This window comes from Mucilaginibacter gossypii (genome assembly GCF_017569325.2).
Lineage (GTDB): Bacteria > Bacteroidota > Bacteroidia > Sphingobacteriales > Sphingobacteriaceae > Mucilaginibacter > Mucilaginibacter gossypii.
This window is the reverse complement of sequence record NZ_CP071878.2, coordinates 5,424,754-5,444,735: the sequence shown is the minus strand read 5'-3', so window position 1 is coordinate 5,444,735 and position 19,982 is coordinate 5,424,754. Positions and strand designations below refer to the sequence as shown.

General features: G+C 44.5%; 7 protein-coding genes, 2 tRNA genes and 3 rRNA genes. 8 read left to right on the top strand and 4 right to left on the bottom strand.

The features are described from left to right. Window positions 1–12: 12 nt before the first annotated feature. Together J3L18_RS22895 and J3L18_RS22890 are read left to right on the top strand one after the other, a co-directional pair. Window positions 13–4,137, top strand: a complete 4,125-nt coding sequence (locus tag J3L18_RS22895) for a hypothetical protein (protein ID WP_311084234.1) — start codon at window positions 13–15, stop codon at window positions 4,135–4,137. 144 nt (window positions 4,138–4,281) lie between these two features. Then, window positions 4,282–4,788, top strand: a complete 507-nt coding sequence (locus J3L18_RS22890; RefSeq protein ID WP_129571976.1) for an NAD-dependent epimerase/dehydratase family protein — start codon at window positions 4,282–4,284, stop codon at window positions 4,786–4,788. A 65-nt stretch (window positions 4,789–4,853) separates the two neighbouring features. On the opposite strand, the gene J3L18_RS22885 is transcribed toward J3L18_RS22890, so the two are convergent. Further along, the gene (locus J3L18_RS22885) at window positions 4,854–5,621 is read right to left on the bottom strand and encodes an SDR family NAD(P)-dependent oxidoreductase (RefSeq protein WP_129571975.1); all 768 of its coding nucleotides are present in this window, start codon (window positions 5,619–5,621) and stop codon (window positions 4,854–4,856) included. A gap of 185 nt (window positions 5,622–5,806) precedes the next feature. Continuing rightward, complete coding sequence (locus J3L18_RS22880; protein ID WP_129571974.1) at window positions 5,807–7,522, bottom strand: IlvD/Edd family dehydratase; 1,716 nt, start codon at window positions 7,520–7,522, stop codon at window positions 5,807–5,809. 1,031 nt (window positions 7,523–8,553) lie between these two features. Here J3L18_RS22880 and J3L18_RS22875 point away from each other — a divergent pair. The 6 genes from J3L18_RS22875 to J3L18_RS22850 all read left to right on the top strand — a co-directional run bounded on the left by J3L18_RS22875 (window position 8,554) and on the right by J3L18_RS22850 (window position 17,020). Beyond that, a 16S ribosomal RNA gene (locus J3L18_RS22875) occupies window positions 8,554–10,074 on the top strand. Window positions 10,075–10,286: 212 nt separating this feature from the next. Then, window positions 10,287–10,361: transfer RNA gene (locus J3L18_RS22870), tRNA-Ile, on the top strand. 100 nt (window positions 10,362–10,461) lie between these two features. After that, window positions 10,462–10,538, top strand: a tRNA-Ala gene (locus J3L18_RS22865). Window positions 10,539–10,763: 225 nt separating this feature from the next. Then, window positions 10,764–13,643, top strand: a 23S ribosomal RNA gene (locus J3L18_RS22860). Window positions 13,644–13,957: 314 nt separating this feature from the next. After that, window positions 13,958–14,069 (top strand): 5S ribosomal RNA (rrf, locus tag J3L18_RS22855). The 16S, 23S and 5S rRNA genes sit together here with 2 tRNA genes alongside, the layout of an rRNA operon. Window positions 14,070–14,602: 533 nt before the next feature. Continuing rightward, complete coding sequence (locus J3L18_RS22850) at window positions 14,603–17,020, top strand: glycoside hydrolase family 31 protein (protein WP_091175742.1); 2,418 nt, start codon at window positions 14,603–14,605, stop codon at window positions 17,018–17,020. A 121-nt stretch (window positions 17,021–17,141) separates the two neighbouring features. Here J3L18_RS22850 and J3L18_RS22845 read toward each other — a convergent pair whose 3' ends face one another. After that, entirely contained in the window at window positions 17,142–17,912 is a 771-nt protein-coding gene (locus J3L18_RS22845; RefSeq protein WP_129567901.1) for a TerC family protein, read from the bottom strand. Between the two features lie 90 nt (window positions 17,913–18,002). Beyond that, complete coding sequence (gene glmS / locus J3L18_RS22840) at window positions 18,003–19,838, bottom strand: glutamine--fructose-6-phosphate transaminase (isomerizing) (RefSeq protein ID WP_129567900.1); 1,836 nt, start codon at window positions 19,836–19,838, stop codon at window positions 18,003–18,005. Window positions 19,839–19,982: the final 144 nt, after the last annotated feature.

Sequence of the window (19,982 nt, the reverse complement as noted above, 5' to 3'; positions counted from 1 at the left end):
ACCCCTATTAAAATGAATAAGTTACTTAAGTTTTTATTACTTATGCTGCTGGCCTCAACATTGCAGGCCCAGCAAAAACCACCGTATGACCGAACAACCACCAACCAGGTAATGGCCGACCGTGCTACATGGTCGCGTTATTTTATGGGTACGCCAAAGGGCGATTTTCCTGTTTTTCCGTCATATGTGCCTGACAGCATCAAATGTGGTGCTATTTTTTACCGCACCGCCGATACAAGCCAGTATGTCTATAATTGCATATCTGGAAAATGGGATAAGCAGCAAAAAGCAACCGTATCAAACAAAAGGGTTGATAGTGTTGCAAAAACTATTTTACCATTCGGTAAGTCAGGAGAGACAATAAAACTAACAGGCGATAATTTAAATACCTATAAAACACAGCCAGAGGTTACTTTTGGTAATTATGTTACTACTGCTACCGAGCTGGACAGTGCAAAAACAACTTACGTAAGCAATGCTACTATTTATTCAACATTTAAACATATAGTTCATGGCGGAAGATCAGGTGATATTACTAACCAGTCTTTAAACGATACCTTATTGGTTAACCCCCAGCAGTCTAATTCATGGCTCTACGATACACCTGGAAACTTTTTTTACAACACAAATAATTCAGGTAGCCTACTAGGACTTATTTCACCCAAAGCAGTTCCATCGTATACATTTAAAGCAACATTATCGGCTAATGATGCAGATAACGATAGGATTGGTCTAATCGCTGGGTATACAGAAACGAGCAAACAGGTTATAAATAAAGCCTATGGCATGAGTTCAGGCGATTTCAACTGGCCGATAGATGTTACTTCCCCTACTATACCAGAGCAATATACATTGACAGTAATCCGGAACAGGGACGATATTACGCAATCATTTGTTATTTGGTACAACTATAGAAAAACCAATCAAAAAATTATAGCAAATGGCAGTTCAATGCCAGGCTTATATAATACTACTGCGGGATGGTCGGGCGTGACAGTAGACCTACAGTTAATAATGCGTAACGATACTTTATACGCTTCAACAAGTAACTTTTCCGATGCACCAGGCGGTAAGGGATCATTAGCGTACACATTGGTAGTGCCGCTTGCTTCTGATACTGTTTTAAATAAGTTTAGGGGCTCAACCAGGTATGGCTTTGCTTCGCAGTCACAGGCTGCGGCTAAGTTTACCAATGTATCATTTGCGGGCGCTGGGGTTAATGAAATATACGACCTTGCAAATAAAACAGTGTGGGTAGCTAATTCGTCTGGCGTATATACAATTGCACCTGGCAGGTCTCCTTATAAAGAGATAACGCCGCAGAGCCTCGTTTTTAATTCTCGAACCAAAAAGCAGATTTATATTAATTCTGACAGCACGTTCACTGTACAAGGTGGGGTTAATCTCGACAGTGTTTATAATTCTAATACTTTCGCAAGTAAAGATTATGTTGATGCCGTATCCGCTGGCAAGGCTGATACAGGGAATGTTGTGAAGCCATATAATTTATATACTGCGCCGGTAGGAACTATTTCCCCTTCCACAATTACTTACGACGGCGCTTATGATAAGGTTCCATTGGTTGGAAATGTTGAAGATAATCCAAATCTTGTACTTCATAACTTTAACCGGGAAGAACATTTTAAAGATGTTTCCAAGTTCAAAGTAACCAATATTTCGGCCACGTCTGCAACTGTAACGTCCTATAAAGGTGGTATAACAGTAGTGAAAAACGGTACTGGTGTGGCTTATATATCGCTAAGTAATTTCATTAAAGCGGGTGCTGGATGCCTTGAGGTTACGATTGATACAGCTTATGTGCGAGGCACAGGAACACGTGCCGAGATAAGGTATGGAATGATTAAGGATGGCAGCACTTCTGATAATTTTATTGGCAGCACGCTTGGCGGTAATATCGTGGGAACCGATAATAAAAATTACGCAATCATTAACGGTGTTTCAAATACTTCTACAAATAGCACGACACCAGCTTTTTTTAACGGAAGTTCCTACACTTACTATTTTACGTTTAACAACGATTATATCAATGCTTACCGTAAAGATGCGTATGGTAATTACGTGTACGCCGGTCAGATGAATGTCGGCTCATATATTAACTCAAATGATACCACCACGTTCAAAAATTGGCGTTTTGCAATCGGAATTAATTCTGACTATACAACATCTACCACAATTCACATTAAATCTATAAAAGCTGGCTATTGGAAAGGTCTCGGTGCATCTGATTATAATTTAGTTACCACTCTTAACGGATCGCCATATATCTCAAATGGTAAAGCCTTTTTCAGCTCAACGGCTCACGGCTTCGGTGCTACAACTGGATTGGCTTATAATAACTCATGGGTACGCGTTATTTCACTTGACCTCTCAACGCGCCATATTGATAATTCTGGCATTATATTTAGGAAAAACGGCGCAAAGATATGCGGTGATTATAGCCCGCAGATTATTTACAACGACAGTACAAATACATTTAGCTACTTCGTCGGGAATTATGCTGACAGCACAGTAATAGCAGGTAGCCTTAATAACCTAAAAACAATGTACCGGCATGGTATTAAGCAGAATATCTTACAGGGCGTTAGTCTTATAGATAGCATGCAGGTATACGATCCATATCCTGGGGCCGGTACTTTGGACGCTTCTTTTGTAAGGAAAAATGGGTATTGGTATGGCATTTTAAGTAAAATAAATTCATCAACGGTGTCAGAGCAGGTAAACATAGTAAGGACAAAGGATTTTGTTACTACTACAACATTGTTTACTGAAGATACGCTCGTAAGGCGGGAGGGTAATAAGGTGGTTTTGTTCGGTGGGAAATCATATTTTATGTCAACCGGGCTTAACACGAACGCTATTTATTATTATAATATCGACGGAAGCGGAGGCCGGTTAGGGACATTTGCACCGCCTATAAATAATGGCGCTTCTCCACCAATGCACCCGGCAATATTAGGCATTAGCAACAATAACCAAACGAGATATTTTATTGTTGCTAATGATAATACCAAATATTTGACAACTGGCGGCACGTATACCTATTCTCCAAATCTGTATGTGTATCAAATTGCACAAAAACTATCAGGTATGGATTACCCGATGCGACCTTACCAGGTACAGACAATAGTCCCGCAAGCCACATCGGATCAATCTAACGCTGTACAGTCATTGGCAGATGTTGTTTCGCGCGGTAATATACTTAGCCACGATGGTATCAACTTTAATGGCGTAATTAATCGTGGAAGTTTGTTTTTAACACAAGCTGGTAATAACGTTCAGGCAATCCAAAGCCTATCAGGGTCAAGTTCATTGCGCTCTGATATCCAAATAGGCCGTACTGCGACTGAACTTATAATAGGCGTTGCTGCCAGTGCTAATCAATATATAACAGGGACAGCTGCGGGGGATGTTGCATTTTATAGACAATCAGGGTCTGGTTCATTTTATTTTAATCTAAACAATAATTCCGGGGCTAACGAAGTAGTTATAAGTAATGGACTTGTCACCTTTAATAGAACTGTTAATTTTTCAACGCAAACAGCAAGTTCTATATTAGGAACTGATGCGAGTAAAAACATAACCACTTTAACAGCACTGCCTAATGGCACAACAGCTACTACGCAAGCGGCCGGGGATAATAGTAATAAAATTAGTACAGATGCATTCGTTACAACAGCTATCAATAATATTTTTGGCAAGGTAAATACATGGACTGTATCGCAGGTATTTAATGGAGCCTCTGTTTTTAATGGCGGGATCGGGGCTACTAATTCGTTTGGGTATCAATTCAATGATAATTCCAGTTCTAATTACGGCACGCTAAATGTAGGGGCGCTATCTTCAAATGTTTTTTGGTATATGCCTCCTTACGGTGGTAGTGTAGCTTTACGCGAAGATTTTCCTTCAGGTAGTTACTCAACATCTGCAACATCCCAAACAACGTTTACGGTAAGCATAGGAAGCACCCAAGCTAACACGACGTACAAAATAAATGTTACCCCTACTTCTTTATCAGCGCCATATTACGTAACCAATAAAACCACGAATACTTTTGACGTGGTATTTACTTCGGCAATAACCGGCGCTGTGTCATTTGATTGGTCACTTTTTAAATAAAATAAAGTATTTTAAATTAATATTAAAGCCCCTCTAAAATAGATTTAAAGGGGCTTTAATGTTGCTCATTAATTGGTTTTTGTACCAAAAATGTACTTTTCGTTTTTATGAAATGTACTTTTGGTTTTTTCGATTATAGATGCAATGGTAGATAAAGAAAAGGCCGTTTGGGTTGATGAAGAACTGCCTATTAAACCACGGGATATTTACGACATCACCAAGCAAACCGCCGAGCACCTTTGTAAGGATTTCTTTTACCGCGAAGGCTTGCAAACATCGGTTTACCGCGTTGGTCGTTTCCTGCCCGAAACGGATAACCTCAAACTAAATCACCGCCTGTACCGCGGCCTCGATGAACGCGATGGTGCCGAAGGCCTCCTATTAGCTTTGGAACAAACTTTTCCTGAGTTCGAGATCTTTAATATCACCAGTAGTTCTCCTTTTAAAAAGGATGAGCTTGTACAATTAAAACATAACCCGGCAGAAGTGATCATAAAGCACTATCCGCAGGCTAAAGCTATTTACGAATTAAATGGCTGGACATTTCCGAAAAGCATTGACCGGGTTTATATAAGCAACAAGGCTAAACGGTATTTTGGTTATGAACCAAAGTTTACCTTTGATTATCTGTTGAATAACCTCGAACTGTGATAAGACTTGCGAAGTTTTCAAAACTTCGCAAGTCTGTTTTTAATTTAAAGAAGGGTAACCACTCACTAATACGGAGAAGTACTAACCGCCGTCCATCCCCCATCAACTACCAAATTTTGCCCGGTAATATGCCTTGCATCTGGCGAAACCAAAAACAACACCGCGTTTGCCACATCTTCAACAGTTGCGGCGCGACCCATAGGGGTAATGCGGGCCCAGGTTTTTTGATATCCGGCATCTTCCATCGTGCGCTCGGTAAGGGTGGCACCGGGCGCCACGGTATTCACGGTAATTTGATGTTGTGATAGTTCAACCACCAGGCTTTTGGCCAGCATTTCGAGGGCTGCTTTAGTCATACCGTAAGCGGCAAGGTCCTGATGGGCCTGGTGGCCCGTAACCGAGGACATGAACAGGATGCTGCCCCCGTTTTTTTGTTTCACAATTTGCCTGGCTGCCCTTTGCGCCAAAAAGAAACTGCCCTGCAAATTAACATTCATTACACTTTGCAGGGATTGGGCAGGGTAATTCAAAAAATCGCCAAACAAAGTGATCCCGGCATTGGCAACGGCAATGGTAAGTTTGCCATAACGCTGTACCGCTTCATCAACCATTTGCTGTATAAAATCAATGTCCGAAGCATCGCCGGCTATCGGGTAACAATTACCGCCGAGCCCATTAATGGTATCGGATGCCTGAACAGCCAGTTCCTCACTCAAATCATTCAATAATACATCCGCACCGGCGAGACTTAGCTGTTTAGCTATTTCAAAACCTATCCCTTGCCCGGCACCGGTTATTATTGCTACCTGTCCGCTAAATTTATCAGTTATCATTTTTTAGGTTGATGGTTTAATAATCTATTGCATTATGTCATTTCGACGAACATGTGTGTTGGGGAATGATCGGGGTGAGGAGAAATCTTATACAAGCGATAATCCAAATGCATGGTGTATAAGATTTCTCCTTACTCCACAGCGCAGTCCATCCCTTCTCGTCGAAATGACATTTTTTTAATTTCTCAATGCGAATCCCTTAAAACCTCACTCCCCGAGCCCCCTCTTAAAAAATCAAGATCAGCCCCAAGATGGGCTTGCTCTACATGCGTTTGATATAAATAAGTGTATCCCCGTTTGCTGATATTGTTATTTAATGCCAGCTTTGATTTTCTTTCGGCAATTTCTTCATCACTAACCTCAAGGTGCAGTGTACCGGCGGGTACATCAAGTTTAATCATATCGCCATCCTGTACTATAGCCAATGTTCCGCCAATGGCTGCCTCTGGTGACACATGCAGTACTACCGTGCCAAAGCCCGTACCGCTCATCCGCCCGTCAGAGATGCGTACCATATCGGTAATACCCTGGTCTGCCAGTTTTTTGGGGATCAGCATATTGCCAACTTCGGGCATACCGGGGTAGCCTTTTGGGCCTGCATTTTTCAATACCAGAACGCTGTTTTTATCCACATCCAATGCCGGGTCGTTAATGCGATGATTAAAATCCTCTATATTTTCAAATACAACGGCCTTACCGGTATGCTGCATTAAGCCCGGGCTTGCCGCCGACGGTTTCATCACTGCTCCATTTTCGCAAAGGTTACCTTTAAGTACCGTTATACCTGCTGTTGGGTTAAAAGGATTATCAACCGGCGCTATCAGTTCGCGGTTAAAACATTCGCTGTTTTCATAATTACGCAATATAGGGTGGCCGCTTACGGTTATGGCACCGCTGTTAAGTTGTTCATGCAGCTCTTTCATTAAGGCCGGTAAACCACCAGCGTAATAAAAATCCTCCATAAAATATTTGCCCGAGGGCTGCAGATTGGCCAGTAAGGGTATTTTGCGGGATGATGTATTGAAATCATCCATACTTAAATCAATCCCGATGCGGCCTGCTATGGCCAGCAGGTGAATAATAAAATTTGTAGAGCCGCCAATAGCCGCATTAACGGTGATGGCATTTTCAAAAGCCTGCCGGGTAAGGATGTCTGAAGGTTTCAGATCTTCATGCACCATATCAACAATGCGATTGCCCGATAGGTGCGCTAATACTTTACGACGAGAGTCGGCCGCTGGGATAGCCGCATTCTCTGCCAGTGAAAGTCCCAGCGATTCGACCATGCAGGCCATTGTTGATGCCGTTCCCATTACCGCGCAATGCCCCTGGCTGCGGGCCATGCAGGCTTCGGCAGCATAAAGGTCTTCATCGTTCATTTGCCCGGTTTGATGATCGGCGAAAAAGCGCCAGATATCCGATGTACCGATATCCCGGCCCCGGTATTTACCTGTCAGCATGGCCCCGCCCGATACTACTATGGTTGGAATATTTACGCTGCAGGCTCCCATTACCAGTGCAGGCGTGGTTTTATCGCAGCCGCAAAGCAGCACCACGCCATCAAGCGGATTTGCACGGATACTCTCTTCAACATCCATACTTACCAGGTTTCGGTACAGCATGGCAGTAGGTTTAACCAAAGTTTCGCCTAATGACATCACCGGGAATTCAACGGGATATCCACCGGCTTCATAAATGCCGTTTTTTATAGATTGGGCTAATTCCCGGAAATGGGCATTGCAGGGTGTAAGCTCCGACCATGTATTGCAGATTCCGATCACCGGCTTCCCCTGCAACTGATGTGCCGGGATCCCCTGGTTTTTCATCCAGGCGCGGTATATGAAGCCATCCTTGCCTTTTTTACCAAACCATTGCCGGCTTCGTAGCGGTTTTTCCTCCATTATATAAGATGTGTTGTGTTTTGAATTGGTTGTTTAACAAATATAGATTTCTATAAATCGTTTTAGGCATGGTAAATGAAAAGTTAGAGAAATAGTGTGCCGGGGGTATGCAAGTCATCGTTGGATGAGTTTTCCGCGGTTATCTATCTATATATAGTAGAGATTGCAAATGGATAAGTTATCTATAGTCCCGATGTTGATGAGTCCTGATTTTTGTAAGTGTTAACTGCGGTGCTCAAAACAGCAAGCTGAATGAGGGCGTTGCCTTCGGCCGGGCTATTCGCTCATACGCCTGCAGGCTTTACGCTCGTTGGCCGGTACCCGCTGCTATCCCTAATGCTGGTTTTCGAGGCTTGTATAAACTTTTTCTCGTTGAGGAATAGTTAGTTAAGGAAACATTAAGGAAAATAGTAAAGAATAATTTGGAGAAGGCGTAAAAGTGGCTACCTTTGCAGCCCGCAAACGAGGAAGCGAGTTGAGCGGGGTTAGTACATTGAAAAGGATAGAAAAGTAAAGGAAAAAAAAGATTAAAATCTTTTTGTGGGAATGAAAAAAAATCCACACCTTTGCAGCCCGCAAAAGAGGAAAAGGAGAGAGAGAAGCGGGTCTGAAACTTTGAAAAATAAAAAATAAAAAAGTTTTGGAAATAAGAAAAGGTTTTCTACCTTTGCAGACCCAAACGGAAGGGAGCTTGAAAGAGCAAAAGAAGTTGAGGCTGAGCGAGTTCAGTCAATAAAAGAAGGAAGAAAGTTAACAATAGTTAATGAGTAAAACAAGAGAGCCGAAAGCGATTTTCGGGGAAACAAACTGACAAGTTAAGCGATGAAGATTGCGACGACATAATAGCTGATTCGGATGATGAAGCGAGCAAGTTCTTTTAAGAAATGGAAATCATGTAGCGTAACGGGAGATTAACCAAAGCTAAGGCAGAGGAAGATTGAAGAGTTACAAAAAGAAGAGAGACTGTATAAAGATATATAATACAGATTCTATTAATTAATAATAGGGTCAGTGGTTAAACAAAGCATTTTACAATGGAGAGTTTGATCCTGGCTCAGGATGAACGCTAGCGGCAGGCCTAATACATGCAAGTCGGACGGGATTTGGGAGCTTGCTCCTAATGAGAGTGGCGCACGGGTGCGTAACACGTATGTAACCTACCTTGATCAGGGGGATAGCCTCTCGAAAGAGAGATTAAGACCGCATAACATTATGATATGGCATCGTATTATAATCAAATATTTATAGGATCAAGATGGGCATGCGCAACATTAGCTAGTTGGTGTGGTAACGGCATACCAAGGCGACGATGTTTAGGGGATCTGAGAGGATGACCCCCCACACTGGTACTGAGACACGGACCAGACTCCTACGGGAGGCAGCAGTAAGGAATATTGGTCAATGGACGGAAGTCTGAACCAGCCATGCCGCGTGCAGGAAGACGGCCCTACGGGTTGTAAACTGCTTTTGCAGGGGAATAAACCCCGGTTCGTGAACCGGGTTGAATGTACCTTGAGAATAAGGATCGGCTAACTCCGTGCCAGCAGCCGCGGTAATACGGAGGATCCAAGCGTTATCCGGATTTATTGGGTTTAAAGGGTGCGTAGGCGGCTTTTTAAGTCAGGGGTGAAAGACGGTAGCTCAACTATCGCAGTGCCCTTGATACTGAAGAGCTTGAATGTACTTGAGGTAGGCGGAATGTGACAAGTAGCGGTGAAATGCATAGATATGTCACAGAACACCAATTGCGAAGGCAGCTTACTAAAGTATGATTGACGCTGAGGCACGAAAGCGTGGGGATCAAACAGGATTAGATACCCTGGTAGTCCACGCCCTAAACGATGAACACTCGATGTTGGCGATATACGGTCAGCGTCTAAGCGAAAGCGTTAAGTGTTCCACCTGGGGAGTACGCCCGCAAGGGTGAAACTCAAAGGAATTGACGGGGGCCCGCACAAGCGGAGGAGCATGTGGTTTAATTCGATGATACGCGAGGAACCTTACCCGGGCTTGAAAGTTAGTGAATGTGACAGAGACGTCACAGTTCTTCGGAACACGAAACTAGGTGCTGCATGGCTGTCGTCAGCTCGTGCCGTGAGGTGTTGGGTTAAGTCCCGCAACGAGCGCAACCCCTATGTTTAGTTGCCAGCATTTAAGGTGGGGACTCTAAACAGACTGCCTATGCAAATAGAGAGGAAGGAGGGGACGACGTCAAGTCATCATGGCCCTTACGTCCGGGGCTACACACGTGCTACAATGGATGGTACAGAGGGCAGCTACCTGGCAACAGGATGCCAATCTCTTAAAGCCATTCACAGTTCGGATCGGGGTCTGCAACTCGACCCCGTGAAGTTGGATTCGCTAGTAATCGCGTATCAGCAATGACGCGGTGAATACGTTCCCGGGCCTTGTACACACCGCCCGTCAAGCCATGGAAGCTGGAAGTGCCTGAAGTGCGTAACCGCAAGGAGCGTCCTAGGGTAAAGTCGGTAACTGGGGCTAAGTCGTAACAAGGTAGCCGTACCGGAAGGTGTGGCTGGAATACCTCCTTTCTGGAGCAGAATCTCTGATAGACTCGGAACTGTTACCTACATGATATTTCTTAAAACACAAACAAAAAGACAAAAGGAAACCCAGAAGATGAAGCCATCTGTGGAATGTGCAAACGAAAGTAAGCACAGGACAAGTGGCAGTAAGCAGTGGCAGCAGCAGTAGGCAGAAAAGTCCTGCAAACTGCAACTGATAACTGCAACTAAAAACAACTAGTCCTGTAGCTCAGCTTGGTTAGAGCACTACACTGATAATGTAGGGGTCAGCAGTTCAAATCTGCTCGGGACTACTATAAAGGCAATTAGCGAGTTAAGGAATTAGTGAGTTAGTGAATTGAAAAGCAATCACTAATTCAATAAATCACCAAATCACTAATTAATTTATCCTTCGGGGGATTAGCTCAGCTGGCTAGAGCACCTGCCTTGCACGCAGGGGGTCAACGGTTCGAATCCGTTATTCTCCACCAAGTATTCTACAGTAACTATAATATAGGTTACGCTACAGATGAAAACTAACGTTCTTTGACATATTGGAAGAAGTAATTGAAAACAAGAGAAAACAACAGATAGGAAGTTGTTGAATTCAAGACTTCAAAGGTAAATAAGTAGTAATACTAATGAACCAATGAACTAATGAACCAATGACGGACTAAAATAAAGACATACCTTGCGGCGCAAAAGGCGCAAGAGTAGAAGAAAGTAAGAAAGGGTACACGGGGGATGCCTTGGCTCTCAGAGGCGAAGAAGGACGTGATAAGCTGCGATAAGCTGCGGGGATTAGCAAATATGAATTAATCCGCAGATTTCCGAATGGGGAAACCTAGTTATTTGAAGAATAACTGCATAAATGCGCTAACCTGCCGAACTGAAACATCTAAGTAAGCAGAGGAAGAGAAAACAATAGTGATTTCCAGAGTAGTGGCGAGCGAAATGGAAGAAGCCCAAACCTGTTATGTTACGGCATAGCAGGGGTTGTAGGACCACAACATGAATATTAAAGAGAACCGGAACGGGGTGGGAAACCCGGCCATAGAGCATGAGAGCTGCGTACGGGTAATTGATAGTAGGATAGTGGTATCCTGAGTACCGCGAGGTCGGAGACGCCTTGTGGGAATTTGCCGGCACCATCCGGTAAGGCTAAATACTCCTGAGAGACCGATAGTGAACCAGTACCGTGAGGGAAAGGTGAAAAGAACCCCGAACAGGGGAGTGAAATAGAACCTGAAACCGTGTACTTACAAGCGGTCGGAGCCTGGCAACGGGTGACGGCGTGCCTTTTGCATAATGAGCCTACGAGTTACTCTTCCCTGGCAAGGTTAAGTGTTTAAGACACGGATCCGAAGCGAAAGCGAGTCTGAAAAGGGCGTATAGTCAGGGGAGGTAGACGCGAAACCTTGTGATCTACCCATGGGCAGGTTGAAGGTGCCGTAACAGGTACTGGAGGACCGAACCGATAAACGTTGAAAAGTTTCCGGATGACTTGTGGGTAGGGGTGAAAGGCTAATCAAACTGGGAAATAGCTCGTACTCCCCGAAATGTTTTTAGGAACAGCCTGGCGGTTGAGTTATAAAGAGGTAGAGCTACTAATTGGGTGCGGGGGAGTCAAATCCTACCAAATCCAGATAAACTCCGAATGCTTTATAATATACGCTGGAGTGAGGCTATGGGTGCTAAGGTCCATGGCCGAGAGGGAAAGAACCCAGACCATCAGCTAAGGTCCCTAAATTATTGCTAAGTTGAACTAACGAGGTCCGATTGCACAGACAGCTAGGATGTTGGCTTGGAAGCAGCCATTCATTTAAAGAGTGCGTAACAGCTCACTAGTCGAGCGATCGGGCATGGATAATAAACGGGCATCAAGCAGTATACCGAAGCTATGGATTCATATTAATATGACTGGTAGGGGAGCATTCTATTATCCGGCGAAGCAGGAAGGTAACTGACTGTGGAGGGAATAGAAAAGCAAATGTAGGCATAAGTAACGATAAGGCGGGAGAGAAACCCGCCCACCGAAAGACTAAGGTTTCCTGATCAACGCTAATCGGATCAGGGTTAGTCGGGGCCTAAGGTGAAGCCGACAGGCGTAGCCGATGGACAACTGGTTAATATTCCAGTACTTTTTATTACTGCGATGCGGTGACGGAGTAGTGACACTGACGCGAACTGACGGAATAGTTCGTTAAAGGCTGTAGGTATAGAGTTTGTAGTTAAGTACGCAGACTTTGCTGAAAGCTGATAGTACACCAAATCTTCGGACAAGGTGATAGTTCAGGTAATCAGACTTCCAAGAAAACCCGCTAAGCTTCAGGTAATAAAAACCCGTACCGTAAACCGACACAGGTAGTCGAGGAGAGAATCCTAAGGTGCTCGAGTGAATCATGGCTAAGGAACTCGGCAAAATGGCCCTGTAACTTCGGGAGAAGGGGCGCTGGCAGCAATGTCAGCCGCAGTGAAAAGGCCCAGGCGACTGTTTAACAAAAACACATGGCTATGCAAAATCGCAAGATGACGTATATGGCCTGACACCTGCCCGGTGCTGGAAGGTTAAGAGGGGATGTTAGTCGCAAGGCGAAGCATTGAATCGAAGCCCCAGTAAACGGCGGCCGTAACTATAACGGTCCTAAGGTAGCGAAATTCCTTGTCGGGTAAGTTCCGACCTGCACGAATGGTGTAACGATCTGGGCGCTGTCTCAGCCATGAGCTCGGTGAAATTGTGGTATCGGTGAAGACGCCGGTTACCCGCAACGGGACGGAAAGACCCCATGCACCTTCACTATAGCTTAACATTGATATCGGATACAGGATGTGTAGGATAGGTGGGAGACTGTGATCCGGCTTCGCTAGGAGTCGGTTAGTCAACGTTGAAATACCACCCTTTCTGTATTTGGTGTCTAACTCTTCAAAGAGGAGAACATTGTTTGGCGGGTAGTTTGACTGGGGTGGTCGCCTCCAAAAAGGTAACGGAGGCTTTCAAAGGTAAGCTCAGTACGCTTGGTAACCGTACGTGGAGTGCAATAGCATAAGCTTGCTTGACAGTGAGACAGACAAGTCGAGCTGGGTCGAAAGACGGATATAGTGATCCGGTGGTTCTGCATGGAAGGGCCATCGCTCAAAGGATAAAAGGTACGCTGGGGATAACAGGCTGATCTCCCCCAAGAGCTCATATCGACGGGGAGGTTTGGCACCTCGATGTCGGCTCGTCACATCCTGGGGCTGGAGAAGGTCCCAAGGGTTGAGCTGTTCGCTCATTAAAGTGGCACGCGAGCTGGGTTCAGAACGTCGCGAGACAGTTCGGTCCCTATCTGTTGTGGGCGTAGGAAGTTTGAGTGGGGCTGACCTTAGTACGAGAGGACCGGGTTGGACTAACCTCTGGTGAATCTGTTATGCCGCCAGGTGTACTGCAGAGTAGCTACGTTGGGAATAGATAAGCGCTGAAAGCATCTAAGTGCGAAACTAGCCACAAGATGAGACTTCCATTGAGGGTCGTAGGAGACTACTACGTTGATAGGTTACAGGTATAAAGGTGGTGACATCATAGCCGAGTAATACTAATTGCCCGAAGCTTTCTTCAGATAGAAAAACGTTCACTGGTTCATTTGTTCGGTAGTTCATTGGTAGCAATATCGTAGAATGAGGGATAAGTGAGCCGGTGACAACAAAAACAACAAAAGCTGTTGTTTTCTCTTACATTCAATCACTTCTTTCAATAATATGTCATTTGTAAAATGTTCATTGGTTTCATTGATGTCATTGGTTCATTAGGGCTAAGCATGGTGGATAAAAGAACAGGAAACAAATAAAATAATAGGTTCGATAAAATGAACATTCATCAGTAAGCTCATACCAATGAACTACTGAACGAATGAACAAATGAACCAAAAGAAATTCAGGTGCCTATATCGGCGGTGTCTACCTCTTCCCATTCCGAACAGAGAAGTCAAGCCCGCCAGAGCCGATGGTACTGCGGTAAAACGTGGGAGAGTAGGTCGGTGCCACCCTTTATCACTTTCAATAGTGCAATAATCGCAAAAGCCTTAGCTAATTACTAAGGCTTTTTGCGTTATTGGCCTTTGATAAGCCCTCTGTCCCGCCACGCTACTATTCACCCAATAGCCGATTGCAGGCATCGACCCGGTTACAACCCACGGCCCATTTTTATAGGTGTGAACACTTGTTAAACCCTGCAGGATAATTGTATCTGATAACTAACTGGTTATAATCCTGCCAAAATCTCCTTACAACCGGCATGAGCAGAATGGTATTGGTAATCAGTAATTTATAAAACTTCATTCCATTAGTAGAATACCCTGTTTTAAACATTTGAACACTGACCATACAGTGTCACCATTTGGCTTAAAAATGCGTGGCAAATTGTATCACTTTTAAGATATACCCAATATCCGGGGCTTATAGTGGCTAGCTGATAATTCAACATTAAAAAAATTACTCCAATTAAAAAAAGTACGCTATATTCACGGTGTCAAATTAAGTGTTAATCTCACACTCAGTATAAACCAAATCAGTGATAGTCATGATGTTTAAAAAGGTATTTCATAAAGGCGCAAAAGTTAGGCAATCGATTGCGTGGTTTGTTTTTCTTTTAGCTGGCATGTCTGCCATGCCGGCTATAGCAGTTATTAAATCTTTCAAAAAGGCAGCTGATGGGGTTACTTTCACGCTCGACAAAGGTTTGATGAAAGTGCTTATCCGCAGGGACGATATCATCGAAGTAAAATATACCATCTTTGATGCTTTTGAGATCAAGCCGTCATTGGTTGTGAATAATAAATGGGTTCAGCACTCACCGTACCAGGTTACTGATGGGAAAACCGAGGTGGTTATTACTACGGCAAAGCTGAAAGTAAAGATCAATAAGGCTACGAATGCCATCACCTATACTGATTTGAAGGGTAACGTGATTACTGCCGAAGACAGCGACAATAAATCCATTACTCCAGCAACCATCGCAGGGATCAGCACTTATAACGTTACTACCCAATTTGCGTCGCCTAAAGATGAGGCCCTGTTCGGTTTAGGTTGCCATCCTTTAGATTCCATGTCGATCAATTATAAAGGCCGTAACCAGGACCTGGCTATCAAATATCTTACCGGCGCTATCCCAGTACTGTTGTCAACAAAGGGCTATGGCTTGATGTGGGATAACTATTCGGCCAGTAATTTTTATGGTGCCGAAGCGGATAACACTAAATTTAAATATGTATCGGAAAGCGGTAAGCAGGTTGATTATTTCTTTTTTTACGGGCCGGGCTTTGACCATATCATCGATCTTTATCGCACAGCTACCGGTAAAGCGCCGATGTTTGGTAAATGGGCTTATGGCTTGTTTCAATCGCAAGACAGGTACCTGAGCGAGGACGAAATCCTTACCGTAAAGGATAATTACCGCAATAACCATATCCCGGTTGACGTGATTGTACAGGATTGGTACTACTGGGACCCATTGCCGATAGGCTCACATGTAATGAAACCGGAACGTTACCCGCATCCGCAAAAATTGGTTGATGCTTTACACGCAGCCAATATCCATGCTATGATCTCTATCTGGCCGGTGTTTGGTAAAGGCACCCCTAATTATGATGCGCTGAACAAAATGGGAGGTTTAACCGATATCACCTGGGATAACGTGGTTACCCACACTTTTGATACTTATTATGATGCCCACAACCCTAAAGCCCGTGAGCTTTACTGGGACCAGGCCCGCGACAGCCTCATTAAACGTTACGGCTGGGATGCCTGGTGGATTGACCAGTGTGAGCCGGATAATGGCGCTTTACTTGACGCCCGCCGTCAAAGTAATTTTGCCATTGGTAAAGGCATCGACTATTTTAACACTTATTCATTACAGCATACTAAAGGCGTATACGAAGGCTGGCGCAGGGATATCCCGGGTAAGCGCGCTTTCTTTTTGGTAAGGCAGTCGTTCGCCGGTGAGCAGCGCAACGCCTCTACGTTATGGTCGAGCGATATTGAATGTACTTTTCATGATTTTAAAGACCAGGTGCCACAGGGCATCAACGCCTGTACCTCCGGCATCCCTTACTGGACGTCAGACATCGGCGGCTATCATTACCACTGGAAACCTGCCGATTGGTCGCAGCCGGATAAACGGGAGTTATTTACCCGCTGGTTTCAGTTTGGTACGTTTTGCCCTATTTTTCGAATCCACGGTAAAGGTGAGCGAGCCATCTTCAGCAAAAACTGGGACGAAAATACAAGGTCGATCCTGCTTAATTTTGACAAGCTCCGTTATCGTTTGATGCCCTACATTTATTCACTGGCAGGCCGTGTAACTAACGATAACTATACCATTATGCGTTCGCTGGCTTTTGATTACCGCGGCGACAGCAAGGTTTACGGTATTCCTGACCAATATATGTTCGGGCCGGCCTTTATGGTTAACCCGGTAACCGAACAACTATATACTTCAAGTGATGCAGATAAAAAAGCCAAGGCGCGCCAGGTTTACCTGCCTGCCGCCAGCAAATGGTATAACTTCTGGACAGGCGAACTGCTTGACGGTGGCCAAACCATCAGCGCTGCGGCACCTATCGAGATTTTGCCGTTATATGTAAAAGCGGGCTCAATTATACCAATGGGCCCGGATGTTGAATACGCAACCGAAAAACCAAACAGCAATATTGAGCTTCGCATCTATCCCGGCGCTGATGCTTCATTTAAGTTTTACGAGGATGAAAACGATAACTACAATTACGAAAAAGGACAATCAGCTACGTTTACATTAAGCTGGAACGATAAAACACGTAAACTTAGCATATCTGATACTAAAGGCCATTTTCCGGGCCAGCTGAAAAGCCGTACGTTTAACATTGTGATGGTTAAAGGCGCCCATGGCTCGGATGTAGCTTTAACTGCCAAGGCTGATAAGGTTGTTAAATATGCAGGTAAAGCGGTGGTAGTGGCGCTATAGTGCGTCATTTGAGTCATTAGGATTTTCTCCCATTATGTCATTATAAGCGTAGCGCGGCAATCGCACGGAAGCATAACCGCTTTATATAGCATGCGATTGCCGCGCTACGCTCGCAATGAAATTACTTATTGTTTTGTCCTTTCTTTCCCTTATTCGCTTTCATTTTTAAATTCAGCATCTCTACCAAAACAGAGAACGCCATGGCAAAATAGATATAACCTTTTGGGATATGCTGTTCAAAAGCTTCGGCCAAAAGCGAAACGCCAATCAGCAGCAGGAATGATAGCGCCAGCATTTTTACGGTTGGGTGCTTGTTTACAAACGATGCTACCCCGTTTGATGCCCACATCATAATACCTACGGCTATAACAACGGCTAAGATCATGATTTCCACATGGCTGGCCATTCCTACCGCGGTGATCACCGAGTCGAGCGAGAAAACGATATCCAGCAGCATGATCTGAATTATGGTACCCCAAAACGAATGTTTCTTTACATTGCCTTCTGCCTCTTCTTCGCCTTCAATTTTATGATGGATTTCGGCGGTGCTTTTGTAAATCAAGAATAAACCGCCGATGATGAGGATAAGATCGCGGCCGGAAATAGCCAGTTTCTCAACCCATTCGGCATCCGTAATACTGAAAATGGAGCTTAGGTTAAACATGGGCGCTGTTAAAGTCATTACCCAACTGATGGATAACAACAGCAGCACACGGGTGATCATGGCCATACCAAGACCAACCCTCCGGCCTTTGCTTTGCTGACTGGCGGGAAGTTTATCGGACAGGATTGAGATAAATACAATGTTATCGATGCCTAAAACAATCTCCAGTAAGGTTAGTGTGATTAAGGAGATCCATGATTCGGCGTGTTCGAAAATTTCAAAACTCATAGGTTGCAGGTATTTGTTTCTTCCCAAAAATAACAAAACCCCTGCCGTTACTGGTAGGGGTTTGCAAAAAATTAGGTTTATAACTGGTTTTTATTCAACTGTAACTGATTTTGCCAGGTTACGGGGCTGATCAACGTTACAGCCGCGCATCACGGCTATGTGATAAGCCAGCAACTGCAGCGGAATGGTTGCCACCAGCGGCACAAACGCCTCATTGGTTTGCGGGATCTCTATCACATAATCGGCCATGCCTTTTACTTCGGTATCTCCTTCGGATACAATAGCAATTACGTGGCCTTTGCGGGCTTTTACTTCCTGTATGTTGCTGATCACCTTTTCGTACGATGAATGTTTGGTGGCAATGAACACCACTGGCATCTCGTCGTCAATTAAGGCGATAGGGCCATGTTTCATCTCGGCGGCGGGATAACCTTCGGCATGGATGTAGGAGATCTCCTTGAGCTTTAAAGCGCCTTCCAGGGCTACAGGGAATGAGCTGCCCCTGCCCAGGAACAGGCAATTGGTCGAATCTTTAAACCGGGCTGCAATTTGCCGGATATGTTCGTTTAATTTCAGGGCCTCCTGTACCAGGTTAGGGATCTCGTTTAAGCCGGTTAAATATTCAACCATTTTGCTTTGGGTAATTTTACCCCGCTGCTGGGCTATATAAAAAGCTATTAGTGTTAGCACGCTTACCTGGGCGGTGAAGGCTTTGGTAGATGCTACACCAATTTCGGGCCCGGCATGGGTATAAACGCCCGCATGCGTTAAACGCGGAATAGATGCACCGACCACATTACAAATGCCGAAAATGGTAGCGCCTTTTTCCTTAGCCAGTTCAATGGCGGCCATGGTATCTGCTGTCTCTCCCGATTGGGAAATAGCTATCACCAGGTCTTTTTCAGTAATGATTGGGTTGCGGTACCTGAACTCGGAGGCATATTCAACTTCTACCGGCACACGCGCGTATTCTTCAATCAGGTATTCGCCCACCAACCCGGCATGCCAGGAGGTGCCACAGGCTACGATAATGATCCTGTCAACATTTTTAAGTTTCTCGGTGTATTCCTTAATGCCGCCCAACTGAACTTTGCCCTGCTGGGGGTAAATACGGCCACGCAGACAATCACGGATGGAACGGGGCTGCTCATAGATCTCTTTCATCATGAAATGGTCGTAGCCGCCTTTCTCCAGCATTTCCAGTTTTAAGTCCAGTTCCTGGATATAGGGTGTTTGTACCGAGTTGTCGATGTTTTTTACCAGCAGGCTTTCGCGGTGTACATAGGCAATTTCGTTATCATTCAGGTAAATTACATTTTTAGTATACTCTACAATAGGTGTAGCGTCCGAAGCTATGAAATATTCGCCTTTGCCTACGCCAATTACCATGGGGCTGCCTTTACGGGCTGCAATAAGCAGATCGGGCTCATCGGCACTCATGATAACGATGGCATATGCGCCTATTACCTTATTTAATGCAACGCGTACGGCGTCTTTCAAATCAAGGCCGGTTGCCTTTTGGATATCCTCAATCAGGTGTATTAAAACCTCGGTATCTGTATCGCTTTTAAAAACGTGGCCTTTAGCTGTAAGTGTTTCCTTGATCACGCCATAGTTTTCAATAATACCATTGTGGATAATGGTAAGCCTCCTGTCGCCCGATGAATGGGGGTGCGAGTTACGGTCGCTCGGTTCGCCGTGGGTGGCCCAGCGGGTATGGCCCATTCCTATTGTCCCCTTCAGGTCAATTCCCTTCACAAAATTTTCAAGGTCCTCAACCTTGCCGGCCTTTTTATAAACTTTAAGGTCATGATCAAGCAGGGCAACACCGGCACTGTCATAGCCCCGGTATTCGAGCCTGTGAAGCCCTTTTATAACGATAGGGTAAGCATCCCTGAATCCTATATAACCAACAATTCCGCACATAAAATAATCAAGTATAAATGTTAAACGCCGCAAAATAAACAGCTATATAACACATATCCGCAATAATTATTTTGATTTTTTTCGAAAATGAGGAAGTTTTGAAATACTTAAAAAAGTATTTTAAGAAGTGTGTTTGTCTTAAAC